General features: G+C 68.7%; 12 protein-coding genes and 1 pseudogene. 3 read left to right on the forward strand and 10 right to left on the reverse strand.

Going from position 1 to position 14,575, the window contains the following annotated elements; translation table 11 throughout:
- Positions 1-30 precede the first annotated feature (30 nt).
- Positions 31-1,446: a class II fumarate hydratase gene (fumC, locus tag ACHFFZ_RS13760; protein ID WP_394277174.1), complete on the forward strand. Its 1,416-nt coding sequence runs from the start codon at positions 31-33 to the stop codon at positions 1,444-1,446.
- Between the two features lie 48 nt (positions 1,447-1,494).
- Here the strand turns inward: fumC and ACHFFZ_RS13765 are convergent, their stop codons facing one another.
- Genes ACHFFZ_RS13765 through ACHFFZ_RS13780 form a run of 4 tightly spaced genes read right to left on the reverse strand, consistent with a single transcriptional unit; the run spans position 1,495 to position 5,270 of the window.
- Positions 1,495-2,100 carry a response regulator gene (locus tag ACHFFZ_RS13765; RefSeq protein ID WP_394277175.1) on the reverse strand — a complete coding sequence of 202 codons (606 nt, stop codon included), beginning with the start codon at positions 2,098-2,100 and terminating at the stop codon, positions 1,495-1,497.
- Positions 2,097-3,344, reverse strand: coding sequence for a sensor histidine kinase (locus ACHFFZ_RS13770; RefSeq protein WP_394277176.1), 1,248 nt, complete (start codon positions 3,342-3,344; stop codon positions 2,097-2,099). Before ACHFFZ_RS13770 ends, ACHFFZ_RS13765 begins: the two co-directional genes overlap by 4 nt.
- Positions 3,345-3,372: 28 nt before the next feature.
- Positions 3,373-4,227, reverse strand: a complete 855-nt coding sequence (locus tag ACHFFZ_RS13775) for an ABC transporter permease (RefSeq protein ID WP_394277177.1) — start codon at positions 4,225-4,227, stop codon at positions 3,373-3,375.
- Between the two features lie 50 nt (positions 4,228-4,277).
- The gene (locus ACHFFZ_RS13780) at positions 4,278-5,270 is read right to left on the reverse strand and encodes an ABC transporter ATP-binding protein (RefSeq protein ID WP_394277178.1); all 993 of its coding nucleotides are present in this window, start codon (positions 5,268-5,270) and stop codon (positions 4,278-4,280) included.
- 199 nt (positions 5,271-5,469) lie between these two features.
- Here ACHFFZ_RS13780 and lepA point away from each other — a divergent pair, with 199 nt between their 5' ends.
- On the forward strand, positions 5,470-7,317 hold the full coding sequence (lepA, locus tag ACHFFZ_RS13785; protein ID WP_394277179.1) for a translation elongation factor 4: 1,848 nt from the start codon (positions 5,470-5,472) through the stop codon (positions 7,315-7,317).
- Between the two features lie 54 nt (positions 7,318-7,371).
- On the opposite strand, the gene ACHFFZ_RS13790 is transcribed toward lepA, so the two are convergent.
- The 6 genes from ACHFFZ_RS13790 to ACHFFZ_RS13815 all read right to left on the reverse strand — a co-directional run bounded on the left by ACHFFZ_RS13790 (position 7,372) and on the right by ACHFFZ_RS13815 (position 14,258).
- Positions 7,372-8,808 carry an AAA family ATPase gene (locus ACHFFZ_RS13790; RefSeq protein WP_394277180.1) on the reverse strand — a complete coding sequence of 479 codons (1,437 nt, stop codon included), beginning with the start codon at positions 8,806-8,808 and terminating at the stop codon, positions 7,372-7,374.
- Between the two features lie 93 nt (positions 8,809-8,901).
- Positions 8,902-10,410: an alanine/glycine:cation symporter family protein gene (locus tag ACHFFZ_RS13795; RefSeq protein WP_394277181.1), complete on the reverse strand. Its 1,509-nt coding sequence runs from the start codon at positions 10,408-10,410 to the stop codon at positions 8,902-8,904.
- Between the two features lie 134 nt (positions 10,411-10,544).
- The gene (locus ACHFFZ_RS13800; protein ID WP_394277185.1) at positions 10,545-11,075 is read right to left on the reverse strand and encodes a rhomboid family intramembrane serine protease; all 531 of its coding nucleotides are present in this window, start codon (positions 11,073-11,075) and stop codon (positions 10,545-10,547) included.
- A gap of 146 nt (positions 11,076-11,221) precedes the next feature.
- Positions 11,222-12,037: a carbohydrate ABC transporter permease gene (locus tag ACHFFZ_RS13805; protein ID WP_394277182.1), complete on the reverse strand. Its 816-nt coding sequence runs from the start codon at positions 12,035-12,037 to the stop codon at positions 11,222-11,224.
- Positions 12,037-12,960: a carbohydrate ABC transporter permease gene (locus ACHFFZ_RS13810; RefSeq protein ID WP_394277183.1), complete on the reverse strand. Its 924-nt coding sequence runs from the start codon at positions 12,958-12,960 to the stop codon at positions 12,037-12,039. The genes ACHFFZ_RS13805 and ACHFFZ_RS13810 overlap by 1 nt, the downstream gene beginning before the upstream one ends.
- On the reverse strand, positions 12,960-14,258 hold the full coding sequence (locus tag ACHFFZ_RS13815) for an ABC transporter substrate-binding protein (protein WP_394277184.1): 1,299 nt from the start codon (positions 14,256-14,258) through the stop codon (positions 12,960-12,962). The genes ACHFFZ_RS13810 and ACHFFZ_RS13815 overlap by 1 nt, the downstream gene beginning before the upstream one ends.
- Positions 14,259-14,324: 66 nt before the next feature.
- Here ACHFFZ_RS13815 and ACHFFZ_RS13820 point away from each other — a divergent pair.
- Positions 14,325-14,575, forward strand: a pseudogene (locus tag ACHFFZ_RS13820) (coproporphyrinogen III oxidase); the annotation flags it as partial.

Below are 14,575 nucleotides of genomic sequence, written 5' to 3' on the forward strand. Positions count from 1 at the left end.
CGGCTTGGCGGCACTTCATAGGCTGGAGACATGAGCAACCAGAACCGGACGACCCGAACCGAGACCGACAGCATGGGCGAGATCCAGGTGGACGCCTCGCGTCACTGGGGCGCCCAGACCGAGCGCAGCCTGCACCACTTCGACATCGGCCGAGAGACCTTCGTGTGGGGACGTCCCATGGTCAAGGCCCTGGGCGAGCTGAAGAAGGCCGCGGCGCGCGCCAATGCCGAGCTGGGGGAGCTGCCCACCGACATCGCCGAGCTGGTCGTCAAGGCCGCCGACGAGGTCGTCGCCGGCGCCCTGGACGAGGACTTCCCGCTGGTGGTCTTCCAGACCGGCTCGGGAACGCAGTCCAACATGAACGCCAACGAGGTGATCAGCAACCGGGCCATCGAGCTGGCCGGCGGCGAGATGGGCAGCAAGAGCCCCGTCCACCCCAATGACCACGTCAACCGTGGCCAGAGCTCCAATGACACCTTCCCGACCGCGATGCACGTGGCGGTGTGCACCCAGTTGACCGCCGAGCTGTACCCCGGTGTCGGGCAGCTGCGCGACACGCTCGCCGCGCTGGCCGAGGAGCACCAGGACCTCGTGATGGTGGGCCGCACCCACCTGCAGGACGCCACCCCGGTGACCTTGGGCCAGGTGATCGGTGGCTGGGTGGCCCAGATCGACGAGGCGCTGCAGGCCGTGCACTTCGCCGACGAGCAGACCCGCGCCCTGGCCATCGGCGGCACCGCCGTGGGGACCGGCCTCAACTCCCACCCCGACTTCGGCCCCCGCACCGCCTCCTTCCTCAGTGAGCAGACAGGCATCGACTTCCGCCAGGCCGACGACCTGTTCGCGGCGTTGAGCGCCCACGACGCCCTGGTCACCCTGTCGGCCGCGCTTCGCACCCTGGCCGGGGCCCTGTTCAAGATCGCCAATGACGTGCGCTGGTATGCCTCCGGCCCGCGCGAGGGCATCGGCGAGCTGCTGATCCCCGAGAACGAACCGGGCAGCTCGATCATGCCGGGCAAGGTGAACCCCACCCAGTGTGAGGCCCTGACGATGGTCTGCGCGAAGGTCTTCGGCAATGACGCGACGGTGGCCTTCAGTGGCTCGCAGGGCAACTTCCAGCTCAATGTCTACAAGCCGGTGATGGCCTGGAGCGTGCTGGAGTCGATCCAGCTGCTGGCCGATGCCTGCCGCAGCTTCGAGGAGCACTGCGCCCGGGGCATCGAGCCCAACCGCGAGGTGATCGCCGAGCACCTGGACAGTGACCTGATGCTGGTCACCGCCCTCAACCGCCACATCGGCTATGACAAGGCGGCCAAGATCGCCAAGACCGCACACAAGCAGGGCAGCACCCTCAAGGAGGCCGCCGTCGAGCTGGGCCTTGTCAGCGCTGAGGACTTCGACCGCTGGGTGGTGCCGATCGAGATGACCCGCCCCAGCGCTGGCTGAGCCACCTGCCAAAGCCGTCACCAGCGTAGGCGCGACCAGCGGCAGGGCTCAGAGCCAGCCCTGCCGCTGGGCGCGCTGGATGGCCTCGTGCCGATTGCTGGTGCCCAGCTTGGCCACCGCGCTGGACAGGTAGTTGCGCACCGTCCCCGGTGACAGGTGGGCGCGCAAGGCGATCTCCTCGACCGGCGCCCCGTCCGCAGCCAGCTCCAGCACGTCGGCCTCGCGCGCCGTCAACGGTGAGTCGCCGGCCGCCATCGCCTCAGCGGCCAGCTGCGGGTCGACGTGGCGCCCGCCGGCGGCCACCTCCCGGATCACCCGGGCCAGGGTGCTGGCCGCCACCGTCTTGGGCAGGAAGCCCCGCACGCCCGCCGCGAGTGCCTTCTTCAGGTGTCCTGGACGGCCGTGGCCGGTGACGATGATGCAGCGGCAGTCCGGCTGTTCCCGCAGGATCTCGACGGCGGCGTCGATGCCGTCGAGGCCCGGCATCTGCAGGTCCAGCATCGCCACGTCCGGCTGGTGGTGGCGGGCGGCCGTGACGGCCTCCTGGCCGCTGGCGGCCACCGTCACCACCTCCACGTCGTCCTCCAGCTCCAGCAGTGAGACCAGGGCGTCGCGGATCAGCGTCTCGTCGTCGGCAACCAGCAGGCGGATCATCGTTCTCCTTCGGGGGCAGCGGCCAACGGCAGTGTGAAGGTCACCACGAACTGGGATCCGTCGCTGGCGGTCTCGATCGTCCCACCCAGCGGCGTGATCCGTTCGGCCAGGCCGACCAGTCCCGAGCCGGCGCCGTGGCGCGTCCGTCGGGCCCCGTCATTGGTGACGGTCAGCCGCACCCGGTCACCGGTCTCAAGGGCAATGGTGCACCAGGTCGCCTCGCTGTGCCGCACCACATTGGTCACCGCCTCCCGCAGCGCCCAGCCCAGCGCCTCCTGGTGTGGCGCGTCGATGGTGGCGACGACCGACTCGCCACTGACACGGGTGCTCACCCCGCTGGTGCCCAGGATCGCGCGGGCGCCGGCCAGCTCGGTCGCGAGCTCCGCCCGCCGGTAGCCGGCCACGACGGCGCGCATCTCCTCCAGTGCCTCGCTGGCCACGGTGTGCACCGACTCCATCTCGGCGACCGCCCGATCGGTGCGATCCCGGCGCACCAGCTCGGCGGCGAGCTGGCTCTTGAGGGCGACGGCCGACAGGCTCCGGCCGACGACGTCGTGCAGGTCGCGGCTGAAGCGCAGGCGCTCCTCTGCGACGGCCAGTCGGGCGGCGGTGGCGCGGGCGGCCTCCAGCTCGGCGACGACGCCGAGCATCCAGCCGGACAGCCGGCAGGTGTAGACGAGGCTGCCGATCACGATGCTGGGCACCAGGGCCAGCACGAGGGCGGTGAAGGGATCCAGGCCACGCAGCAGCACGATGAGCAGCGGAAGGCCGATCAGGGCGCAGAGCAGGACGATGGTCTGGCGCCGGTCGAGCAGGCAGGCCAGCACGCAGGCCGGGGCGATCACGCTGCTGACCGCGATCGCATGCGGGGTTCCCCAGCTCACCTGCGGGACGATTGGCACGAAGAGGCTGGCAACCAGGAGGGTCACCACCACTGGTACCGACAGGCTGAGCCACTGGAGGCGGGTGGGAACTGCCCTGCCCAGGAAGACATCGAGGGCGGGTCCGAGCCAGGCGACGGCCACGACCGCGCCGACGACGACCAGTGCACCGATCGCCAAAAGCAGTGGATCGGGGGTGGCCCGCGCCACCTGGGCGAGGCCACTCAGCGGCAGCATGGGACAGATCAGCAGGACCAGTGCCGTCGAGGCGCGGGTGTAGCGGTGGAAGCGCTCGGTGGACGTGCTGCCGAGCAACCGGTTGGACAGTCCGGTTGCTCGGCGGGCTGGCGTGTGGGGGTTCACGAAGCCGATCCTGTCACCTGTCGGGCCGTCACCGGCGGGGCTCCCACGCCATGGTGCGGCGCAGGTACCAGCCGCAGGCGATCGTCCAGGCCACCATCACGGCCACCGGCTGCGCAGCTGCCGCCCAGGTCTCGGCCAGGCCCAGGTGGCGTCCGTCCATCGTGGTGCCGTTGAGGCCCAGCATCACCAGCTCCGAGACCGGGACCACCGGCAGCAGGTGCATCAGCGACTCGACGCGCTCGGGCATCGACGAGAGGGGCACGACCATGCCCGAGATGCCCATGAAGAGCAGCACGCCGGGCATCGTGGTGAGCTGCGAGGCCTCGACCGTTCGGGTGGAGACGCCGGTCTGGAAGGCGCAGATGGAGAAGAAGGCCGCCCCCAGGCCGAGCCCGACGAGCACCAGCAGGGGATTGGTGAAGGCGGGTGCGCCGAAGGCGGCGCAGGTGGCGGCCAGTACCAGGACCGCCTGCACCACCAGCACGAGGACATTGGGCAGGGCGACGCTGGCCAGGATCTCGGCGGGGTGGCTGGAGCCGGAGCGTAGCCGCTTGAGCACCAGTGACTCGCGACGGGCCACCACCGCGGTGGTCAGGTTGTAGTAGACGGCCAGGCTCAGGCCCATCAGCACCAGGGTCGTGGTGATCATGGTGGCCAGGCCTCCCTGCGGCATGGATTCGGCCAGCGTCTTCACCATGGGCAGGTTCATCAGCATCAGCACCATCAGCGGCGCCATGGCGACGGCATAGAAGAAGGCGACCTTGTTGCGCAGCAGCATGCGCATCTCGGCGGTCGCCATGCCCGTGAGGCGACGAAGGCTGCGGGCGACGGGGGAGGGAAGGCCCTGGGCGGGGGCGTCGTGGGTGGCAGGTGCGGTGGTCATCGTGAAGTCCTCCGGTGCGGTGTGGCTGGGTGGTCGTGGGTGGCGGGGGCTCAGGCGGCCGAGCGGGGTGCGTCGGCGTTGTCGGCGATCGACAGGAAGGCCTGTTCGAGGGTGGCGCTGCGGGCGTCGAGCCGGTCGAGGGTGATGCCGTGGCGTCCGGCGCCAGCCATCAGGGCCGTGAGGCTGGCCTGCAGGTCGCGGGTCTCGATCTCGACGTGCTGGGCATCGCCGACGCTGCGAAGGCGCGGGGCCTGGGCCAGGGCGGGCAGCTGCGCCAGGTCGAGCAGCTCGGACTGGGTGGTCTCGAAGCTGATGCGGGCATTCTGGCTGGCCAGGATCTGGGCGACGGTGCCCTCGGCGGCGATCTGGCCGTGGTCCATGATCGCCAGGCGGGTGGCGAGCTCCTCGGCCTCGGCGAGGTAGTGCGTGGTGAGCATGACGGTCGTGCCGTCGTCGAGCAGTGAGCGGACCAGCTGCCAGGTCACCTGGCGGCTCTGCGGGTCCAGGCCGGTGGTGGGCTCGTCGAGGAAGAGCAGTTCGGGACGCCCCATCAGGGCCAGCCCCAGGTCGAGGCGACGCTTCTCGCCGCCCGAGAGGCTCTTGACCATGACACCGGCACGGTCACTGAGGTGCACGTCGGCCAGCACGCTGGCGACGGGCCGCGGCGCGGTGAGGGTGGAGTGCCACAGCCCGGCGGTCTCAGCGACGGTCAGGTCGTCGTTGAAGCCGGCCTGCTGGAGCATGATGCCGATCCGTTCGACGATGCGGCCGCGCTGGGCAAAAGGATCGTGGCCCAGGACGCTGACACTGCCCCCGGTGGCGGGAGTCAGGCCCTCCAGCACCTCGAGGGTGGAGGTCTTGCCGGCGCCATTGGTGCCGAGCAGGGCGAAGAGCTCGCCGCGTCGCACAGTGAGGTTGATGCCACGCACCGCCTCGAAGCGGGCCTTGCCGCGGCCGTGGTGGCGGCGCAGGCCGTGGGCCTCGATCACGGTCTCGGAGGTGGCGCGGAGGTCAGCGGTGGGCTGCAGGAGGGTCGTCGTCATGTCTCCATGCTTTCGCCGTGACGGCCGCGGCGGCAGTGCGCAGCCTCACCAGTTCGGGATGACAGATGTCATGTGCTGCCGGCCGTGGCCGCCGCAGATGTGACAGGACGTGGGCCCATGAGATGATGGACCGTCGCCGCGCTGCCACTGCTGCACCTGCGCGACACCACCATCACGCACCACGACGACGGGGAGTGTCTTGAACACGCCACAGCCTGGATCGACCGAACCGGCGATCATCCGCAACTTCTGCATCATTGCGCACATCGACCACGGCAAGTCCACGCTTGCCGACCGGATGCTGCAGATGACCGGCGTCGTCGAGCAACGCGCCATGCGCGCCCAGTACCTCGACCGGATGGACATCGAGCGCGAGCGCGGCATCACCATCAAGAGCCAGGCGGTGCGTATGCCCTGGCAGGCGGACGGCACCGACCACGTGCTGAACATGATCGACACCCCCGGGCACGTCGACTTCACCTATGAGGTCTCGCGCTCGCTGCAGGCCTGCGAGGGTGCGCTGCTGCTGGTCGACGCCGCCCAGGGCATCGAGGCCCAGACGCTGGCCAACCTGTACCTGGCCATGGAGGCCGACCTGACCATCATCCCGGTACTGAACAAGATCGACCTGCCGGGTGCCCAGCCGGAGAAGTATGCCGCCGAGCTGGCCGGCCTGATCGGCTGTGACCCGTCCGACGTGCTGCTCTGTTCCGCAAAGACCGGCGAGGGCGTCGCCGAGCTGCTCGACCAGATCGTCGCGCAGATCCCGGCACCGAAGGGTGATGCCCCGGCCCCTGCCCGTGCGCTGATCTTCGACTCGGTCTACGACACCTACCGCGGCGTGGTCACCTACGTCCGGGTGGTCGACGGTGAGCTGCGCCACCGCGAGAAGATCCGCATGATGTCGACCAGGGCGACCCACGAGGTTCTCGAGGTCGGCGTCATCTCGCCCGAGCCGCTCAAGTCGGATGCCATCGGCGTGGGCGAGGTGGGCTACCTGATCACCGGCGTGAAGGACGTGCGCCAGTCGCGCGTCGGCGACACCGTGACCATCGACTCCCGTCCCGCCACCGAGGACCTGGGCGGCTACCGCCCCCCGGTCCCGATGGTCTTCGCCGGCCTCTTCCCGATCGACGGCAAGGACTTCCCGGTGCTGCGCGAGGCGCTGGAGAAGCTGCAGCTCAACGACGCCGCCCTCACCTACGAGCCGGAGACCTCCGGCGCGCTTGGCTTCGGCTTCCGCATCGGCTTCCTGGGCCTGCTGCACATGGAGATCACCCGTGAGCGCCTGGAGCAGGAGTTCAACCTGGACCTGATCTCCACCGCGCCGAGCGTGGTCTACCGCGTCGTCATGGAGGACGGCAAGGAGTTCCGCGTCACCAACCCGTCGGAGTACCCCGAGGGCAAGATCCAGGCGGTCTACGAGCCGGTGGCCAAGGCGACGATCCTGGCCCCCAGCGAGTACATCGGCACCATTCTGGAGCTGTGCCAGGCCAAGCGGGGCATCCAGACCGGCATGGACTACATCAGCGAGGACCGCGTCGAGATCCGCTACGTGCTGCCGATGGGTGAGATCGTCTTCGACTTCTTCGACGCGCTCAAGAGCCGCACCAAGGGCTATGCCAGCCTCGACTACGACCCCACCGGCGAGCAGGCCGCAGACCTGGTGAAGGTGGACATCCTGCTCAACGGCGACCCGGTGGATGCCTTCAGCTCCATCGTCCACAAGGACCGCGCCTACGCCTATGGCGTGGCGATGGTGGGCAAGCTCAAGGAACTGATCCCGCGCCAGCAGTTCGAGGTGCCGATCCAGGCCGCGATCGGTTCGCGGGTGATCGCCCGCGAGAGCATCCGCGCCATCCGCAAGGATGTGCTGGCCAAGTGCTACGGCGGTGACATCTCCCGCAAGCGCAAGCTGCTGGAGAAGCAGAAGGCCGGCAAGAAGCGGATGAAGATGGTCGGCTCGGTGGAGGTGCCGCAGGAGGCCTTCGTCGCGGCCCTGCAGACCGGCGAGGGTGGCGGCAAGGACGGCAAGGACAAGAAGTAGCGCTCGTCCCGCCAGTCGGCCCGTCCTCCCATCGGGGGCGGGCCGACTGCGTGCTCAGCTCCCCAGGGCGTCGATGGACCCGATGGCGAGGTCGGAGCCCTGGCCCCCGCGCGCTCCCAGCAGGACTCGGGAGAGTTCCTCCGAGTCGTCCAGCAGGCGGTCGGTGGCCTGCACCAGGTGCCCGTCGTGCAGCTCGGCTCCCTCGAGGGTTGCCAGCAGGACCGCTCGACGGACCAGCTCCTTTGCCAGCGAGGCCGTCGTCTGGCCGAGGCGGGCGGCGGTGCTCTCGAGGACCTGGCGGCTGAAGGCTCCGCTGGGGGCGTAGAGCTTCAGCAGCGCGATGCGGCCGACGAGGTCGGGCAGGGGAATCTCGGCAGCCAGGTCGACGCGGCCGGGTCGCTGGGTGAGGGCGTGCTCCATCGCGGCGACACGGTTCGTCGTGAGCAGGAAGGTGACATCTGCGTCGCCGTCGAGCCCGTCCATCGCGTCCATCACCTCAAAGAGCAGCGGTTGTGCACCATAGGACACGTCCCGGTCCTCGGCCACCAGGTCAACGTCCTCGAGTACGACGATGGCCGGCTGCATGGCGCGGGCGATCTTGGCGGCCATGGTGACCCATCCGAGGGTGTTGCCGGACAGCAGGACCACGGTGTGGTCTGTGGCCTCGGCGACCAGGTGTCGCAGGGTGTGGGTCTTGCCTGTGCCGGGCGGTCCGTAGAGCAGGACTCCACGCTTGAGGTGCTGGCCTCGGGCCCTCAGTTCGTCTGCGTGTTCGGCGATGCCCAACACATGCTGCTTGATCCGCTCGAGGGTGCCTTCGGGCAGGATGACGTCCTCGGTGCGAACCTCGGGGCGGGGGAGGAAGGTGACACCCCGGCTGGTCTGTTCGTAGCCGGTGTCCTTCAGGGTGACCACCTGCCGGCGCAGCACGCTGTGGGTGGTCGCCAGGGTGCGGAGCTCCTCCAGCACGGAGGCAGCGGTGGCACGTTCGGGGCACAGCACCTCCAGGGTGCCGATGTCCTGCCCGCGCCGCGGGTTGGCCTCGCGCTCCAGGACGGCGACCGGCTGGCCGTCGTGATGGAACAGGCGAATGCCGAAACCGATGCAGGTGCGTTCGGTGGTCGGCGAATCGGGCAGGACGGTGAAGTCCGGCTGGGCCACGGGGACCTCTCCGAAGTAGGCGCCCTGCAACAAGTCCGACAAAGAGTTGTGGTAGCGCATGTCCCCGCCCCCGACGCCCACCATCGCGTGCTGTGGATCAGTCTCGGCGAGCAGCTGCAGGGCAATGTCGTAGTCCACGTAGCGGTGTCCCGGCAGGTCCTCGGTGAGCACGGCCACATCCGTGGCGGGGCGGCCGAGGTGTTCGGAGAGCACCGTCATCAGGCTCGGTCCGTGCCGTCGGGGACGATGCTCCTGCACGATGTCGAGGAGGTTCTTGAGCTGGTCGAGGAGCTCGTCCTGGGGGCTGGTGTCGGGCGGCGTCTTCGTCATGGTCCGAGCGTAGGCGGTGCCACCGACAGACGGATGGGCCCGTCGTCGCGCTCACCTGCGACCGCGGGCCCATCATCACGGATGCCGCGCCGGTCAGTGCGCCGGCACGTCAGCCGAGCCGCTCTCCGGGTGGAACCACTTGCCGGCCGCGTGGCCGTGACGCGCGTGCCAGACCTCGCCGGGGATGTCGTCGGCGACATAGTCGTTGTGGTCGAGGTCGAAGCTGGCGGTGACCGCGTCGGGTTGCGCCTCGAAGTGCCTCATCGTCTGGATCGCCTTCTTGCCGAGGAAGGCCAGGGCGACGAGGTTGGTGAGCGCCATGGTCGTCATCGCCACATCGGCGAGGTCCCAGACGAAGGACAGCTCGGCCACCGCGCCCAGCACCACCGAGGCGACGGTGAGCAGGCGGATGAAGACCGCGCCGGGCTTGCCGCCCTTGAGGAAGTCCATGTTGATCTCGGCATAGGACTCGTTGCCGATCAGCGTGGAGTAGACGAAGGTCAGCAGGATGATCGAGAAGACCGGTCCCACCCAGCCGCCGAGCGAGAACTCCAGGGTGCGCTGGGTGAGGGTGGCGCCGGCATCGTCCTTGGTGGTGACTCCGGGGGTGTAGAGCGACGGGTCGGAGAGCATGATCACCAGGGCGGTGGCGGTGCAGACCAGGATGGTGTCGACGAAGACGCCGAGGGACTGGATCAGGCCCTGATGGGCGGGGTGGCTCGTGGTGGCGACAGCGGCGGCATTGGGAGCCGATCCCTCGCCGGCCTCGTTGGAGTACAGGCCGCGCTTGATGCCGTTGAGCATGGTGGCAGCCAGGCCACCGGCGGTACCGGACAGCGCCTCGTCGAGGCCGAAGGCGCCCTTGAAGATCTGCATGAACATGCCGGGCACCTCGGGCAGGTTCACCGCGATGACGGCCAGGGCGAGCAGCAGGTAGGCCAGCGCCATCAGCGGCGCCATGTACTCGGTGGCCTTCGCGACCGACTTCACGCCGCCCATGACGACGGCGGCGGTGGCGGCGGCCAGGGCGAGCCCGGTCCACAGCGGGGCGACGTGGTAGGTCTGCTGCATCACCTGGGCGATGGTGTTGGCCTGCACCATCTGGTAGGCGAATCCGAAGGTGAACAGCAGGAAGACGGCGAACAGGATGCCCAGCGGGCGCGACTTCATGCCGCGCTCCATGTAGTAGGCGGGGCCGCCGCGGAAGGTGCCGTCGTCGTGCGGGATCTTGTAGAGCTGGGCGAGGGTGGCCTCGATGAAGGCGGTGGCCATGCCGAGTGAGGCCATCACCCACATCCAGAAGATGGCACCCGGCCCGCCGAGGGCCAGGGCGATGGCCACGCCGGCGATGTTGCCGGTGCCGACCCGTGAGGCCAGCGAGATGCAGAAGGCCTGGAAGGAGCTGATGCCCTCACCGGCGCCGGTGCGGGAGTCGAGCGCGATGCGGAACATGGTTCCGATGCGGCGGAACTGCAGTCCGCGCGTCCAGATCGTGAAGATGATGCCGGCGACGATGATGGCGACGATCAGGACCCAGCTGAGCTGGGTGTTGAGCCATCCGACGGCGGAGTGGACGTGGTCCATCACCTGGGAGAGGTCCATTGGGGTCCTACTTGGTCGGGCCCGGCAGGCGACGGGCCCGAATGAGGGGACGGGTCGCGGCTGCCGCGGCGGTCAAGGAGACAATTTGACCACACCGCCGGGCCGTCGGCGCACTTCGCGCGCGGGCCCCCTGCTCAGCGGGGGAGGCCGGGACGGCCACCCCGTGCGCTGAGCAGCCCTCCGATGGCCCCGCCGAGGTGGGCCTGCCAGGAGATCCCGGGAGTGCTGGGCAGCACGCCCCACAGGATGCCGCCGTAGACGATGAAGACGCCGATGCCCACGAGGACCTGGACCAGGTTCCTGCTCCACAGTCCTCGTGCCACGAGGTAGGTGAGCCAGCCGAAGACGATTCCCGATGCGCCCAGGGTGAGGGTTCCGGGAGGGCTCAGCAGCCAGGCAGCCATGCCGGAGGTGAGGGCGACCATGAGCGTGGTGACCAGCCACCGTCGCAATCCGGACAGGGCGACGAGGGAACCGAGCACCAGCAGCGGGCCGGAGTTGTTGGCCAGGTGCTGCCAGCCGTGGTGCAGCCAGGGCGCCGTGGCCAGTCCCCACAGCCCGTCGAGGTTCCAGGACTGGATGCCAAAGCGGTCGAGGGCATTGGGGCTGGTGGTGTCGACTGCCTCCAGGACCCACATGATCCCCACCGGCACGGCGGCGAGCATTCCGGAGCTGCGGACCCGTCCGTGCGTGGCGGTCGCGCCGCTGGCCGGGGGCGTGACGGGAAGATGCTGGCGGTGGCCGTTCATGCCCCAAGTGTGCGTCATGTGTCCAAGCGCGGCATGGCTGGTCGTCCGGGAATGGAGGTGGCTCAGCGCAGGCCGGAGGTCTCCACGCCCTGCACCAGGTAGCGCTGCAGGAAGAGGAAGACACCGACCACGGGCACCACCGAGACCAGGGCTCCGGTGAACAGCACCGGATAGTTGACGCCCTGGCTGGTCATGAACTGGCTCAGCGTCACCTGGGCGGTGCGGGTGTTCTCCCGCGAGACGAGCAGCGGCCACAGGAAGGCATTCCAGCTGCCGATGAAGGTGATCGTGCCCACAGCACCGATGATGCCCAGCGAGTTCGGCGCGACCACCCGCCAGAAGCTGGTCCACGGGTTGGCGCCGTCGATCAGGGCCGCCTCCTCGAGCTCCTTCGGGAAGCCCAGGAAGGACTGGCGGAACATGAAGGTGGCGAAGGCGCTGAACATGCCCGGCACCACCAGTCCTCGGAAGGAGTCGATCCAACCGAACTGGGCGGTCATCACGAACATCGGGATGAAGGTCACCGCCGCAGGCACCATCAGGGTGAAGACCGTCAGCCCCAGCAGCAGGCGGGCCAGCCGTCCGCTGTAGCGGGCCAGACCGTAGCCGGCGAGCAGTGCGACCAGTACGGTCAGGGCCGTCTGACTGATCGCCATGATCGCCGAGTTCAGCAGCGAAGGCACCATGCCGACAGCGTCGTCGGCGAACAGCGCCCGCAGGTTGGTGCCGTCCAGCTGGTCGGGCAGCCACTGCCACTGCGGGGCGACGATCAGCTGCTGTGAGGCGAAGGCATTGCGCACCAGCACGTAGAAGGGCAACAGGAAGAGCACGGCCAGCGGCACCAGCACCAGGTAGCGCCACCACAGGGTGCGACGCATCAGCCCACCTCCTTGCGTTCGGAGCGGGTGACCAGCCAGTTCTGTGCCAGTCCGAAACAGACGATCAGCGCGGTGATGATCATGGTTCCGGCGCCGCCCAGACCGAGGTCCTGCTGGCCGCCGCCCAGGCTGATCAGGTACAGATGCACCAGCGGCGGGCGTCCGTAGGGCGGGTAGGAGCCCATCGAGCCGAGCACGTTGAAGAACTCGTCGAAGGCCTGGAAGGCGCCGATCAGCAGCAGCATCAGCACCGCGACGCTGGTGGAGCGCAGCTGCGGCAGGGTGATGTGGCGGATGCGTCGCCAGCCGGTCGCGCCGTCGAGTGCCGCCGCCTCATAGGTCTCGACGGGGATGCGGTTGAGCCCGGCGATGAACAGGATCATGTAGAAGCCGGCCTGCAGCCACAGCCTGAGGCTCACCAGCACCAGCCAGTACCAGGAGTTGGTGCCGCCCAGCCAGTTGACGTTCTCGCCGCCCACCTGGCGCAGCACAGAGTTGGCCAGGCCGAAGCGGGTGCCGCTGAAGAAGGCCAGCCGCCAGATCATGGCCGCCACCACATAGCTGACGGCGGTGGGGATGAAGAAGACCGAGCGGAAGAAGGCCTGCCCGGTCTTGATGCCGTCGAGCAACAGGGCCAGCCCCAGCGAAGCGCAGTAGGTGGCCGGCACGATGAAGGCCGCAAAGCCCACGAAGGTGAGAATCGATGAGCGGAAGAGCGGGTCGCCCAACAACTGGCGGTAGTTGGCCAGCCCCACGTAGTGCGTCGGCGTGACGGTGTTGCGGGCGTCGAAGAAGGACAGGTAGGCGCTCCACACAATCGGGACGTAGACGAAGACCAGCAGTCCCGCGATGAAGGGAGCGGTGAAGGCGAGCAGCCACCAAGTCTGTCCCTGGTGGCCCCCCAACCGTCGGCGGAACGGCATCAGCCCTTGATTCGCTTGAGTTCCGAGGCTACGACCTTCCCGACGGTGGCGAACTCGGTGGCGGGAGCGGCCTTCTTCTTGATCACATTGCTGACCGCGGCGTTGAAGGCCTCGCCCATGGCACCCGACCACAGGATGTGGCTGGCGGGACGGCCGTTGGCGGTGAAGATCTGGGCGGCGTCGGCGCCGGGTCCGCTGGCCAGCTTGGTGCACTGCGGTGCCAGGGCAGGCTGGGAGGGGACGTGGGTGCCGTAGTTGTTGGCGAAGTCCACCTGGTACTCGCCCTGGTCGACCCACAGCCACTTCACATAATCCTTGGCCGCCTGGACATTGCTGGCCTTGGCGCTGACACAGGCGCCGAAGGCACCGAACATGGTGGCCTGGGTCCCCTTGCTGCCGATTGCCGGGAAGGGGATGACGCCGAAGTCGTCACCGAGCACCTTCTCGATGTCGGTCATCGACCACAGCCCGCCCCACTGCATGGCCGTCTCACCATTGGCGAAGGCAGAGCCGTCGAACCAGTCCTTGCTGGCGCTCTGCAGCAGGTCGCCGGAGTTGAACAGCTCGCGGTACTTCACCAGGGCCTGGTAGAAGCTCTCGTCGAGGAAGCCGGCGCCGGTGCGGCCCTGGTTCAGCCAGTCATTGCCCGAGGCGTAGAGCAGGGCGGTGGGGATCGGGCCGATGCCGTCATTGCCGACGAACAGACCGCCGACGTCCTTGGTGCGCACCTTGGCGGCGGCTGCGGCGAGCTCTTCGAAGGTGGTCGGCGGCTTCACGCCTGCCTTCTCCAGCAGGCTCTTGCGGTAGTAGAGCAGGTGCATGTCGGCGACCTGAGGGATGCCGTAGATCTTGCCCTCGTAGGTCATGCGCTCGATGAGCTCCTCGTCGAAACGGCCCTTGGCGGTGCCGACGACGTCGGTGAGGTCGGCCACCTGGCCAGCCTTGATCATGTCGATGCTGGGGCCCATCTCGGCCTCGAAGACATCCGGCACGTCCTCGGTGAGCAGCGCGGCACTGAGCAGCTTGGCGTAGTCGCCCACATTCCACTTCACCTGCACGTCGGCCTTGTCATAGGCGGCGGCGTACTTCTTGACGGCCTCCTGGGTGCCTGCCTCGCCGTACTCGTGGTACCAGTGCTTGAGGGTGGGCTTGTTTCCGCCCGCGGCCGAGCCGGAGCCGCTGGGAGTGCTCGACGAGCCGGCGTCGAGTCCTCCCGAGTTGCTGCCGCACGCGGCGAGGGTGCTGGTGGCCACGGCAGCGCCGGCCAGGGTGAGGAAGTGACGACGCGAGAAGTTCATGGGCTGATCCTAGGCCCATTCACCACGCCGCGCCGTGGCCTTGCAGATGCCGGATAGCCTGTCGTGGTGGCTTCCACCCTTCCCGACGGAGTACCCGTCCCCAGCGACGGTTCCCTGCCCGGCGCAGCCCTGGCCGAGGTGCCGGCGACGCCGCTGAGCGTCTACGTGCACGTGCCCTTCTGCTCCACCCGGTGTGGCTACTGCGATTTCAACACCTACACCTCCAATGAGCTGCAGGGCACCGGCACCGCCGACTACCTTGCTGCCGCCCATGCCGAGATCGAGATGGCCGCGCGGGTGCTGGCAACTGCCCCGGC

This window comes from Luteococcus sp. (genome assembly GCF_043424415.1).
In the GTDB taxonomy this organism is placed as follows: domain Bacteria; phylum Actinomycetota; class Actinomycetes; order Propionibacteriales; family Propionibacteriaceae; genus Luteococcus.

Coding starts and splice junctions, on each gene's coding strand:
- ACHFFZ_RS13790 (WP_394277180.1), bottom strand. CDS start 8,808: ATGACGAAGACGCCGCCCGACACCAGCCCCCAGGACGAGCTCCTCGAC.
- fumC (WP_394277174.1), top strand. CDS start 31: ATGAGCAACCAGAACCGGACGACCCGAACCGAGACCGACAGCATGGGC.
- ACHFFZ_RS13795 (WP_394277181.1), bottom strand. CDS start 10,410: ATGGACCTCTCCCAGGTGATGGACCACGTCCACTCCGCCGTCGGATGG.
- ACHFFZ_RS13815 (WP_394277184.1), bottom strand. CDS start 14,258: ATGAACTTCTCGCGTCGTCACTTCCTCACCCTGGCCGGCGCTGCCGTG.
- ACHFFZ_RS13810 (WP_394277183.1), bottom strand. CDS start 12,960: ATGCCGTTCCGCCGACGGTTGGGGGGCCACCAGGGACAGACTTGGTGG.
- ACHFFZ_RS13765 (WP_394277175.1), bottom strand. CDS start 2,100: ATGATCCGCCTGCTGGTTGCCGACGACGAGACGCTGATCCGCGACGCC.
- ACHFFZ_RS13775 (WP_394277177.1), bottom strand. CDS start 4,227: ATGACCACCGCACCTGCCACCCACGACGCCCCCGCCCAGGGCCTTCCC.
- ACHFFZ_RS13780 (WP_394277178.1), bottom strand. CDS start 5,270: ATGACGACGACCCTCCTGCAGCCCACCGCTGACCTCCGCGCCACCTCC.
- ACHFFZ_RS13805 (WP_394277182.1), bottom strand. CDS start 12,037: ATGCGTCGCACCCTGTGGTGGCGCTACCTGGTGCTGGTGCCGCTGGCC.
- ACHFFZ_RS13800 (WP_394277185.1), bottom strand. CDS start 11,075: ATGCTCGCCGCCGTGCCGGTGGGGATCATGTGGGTCCTGGAGGCAGTC.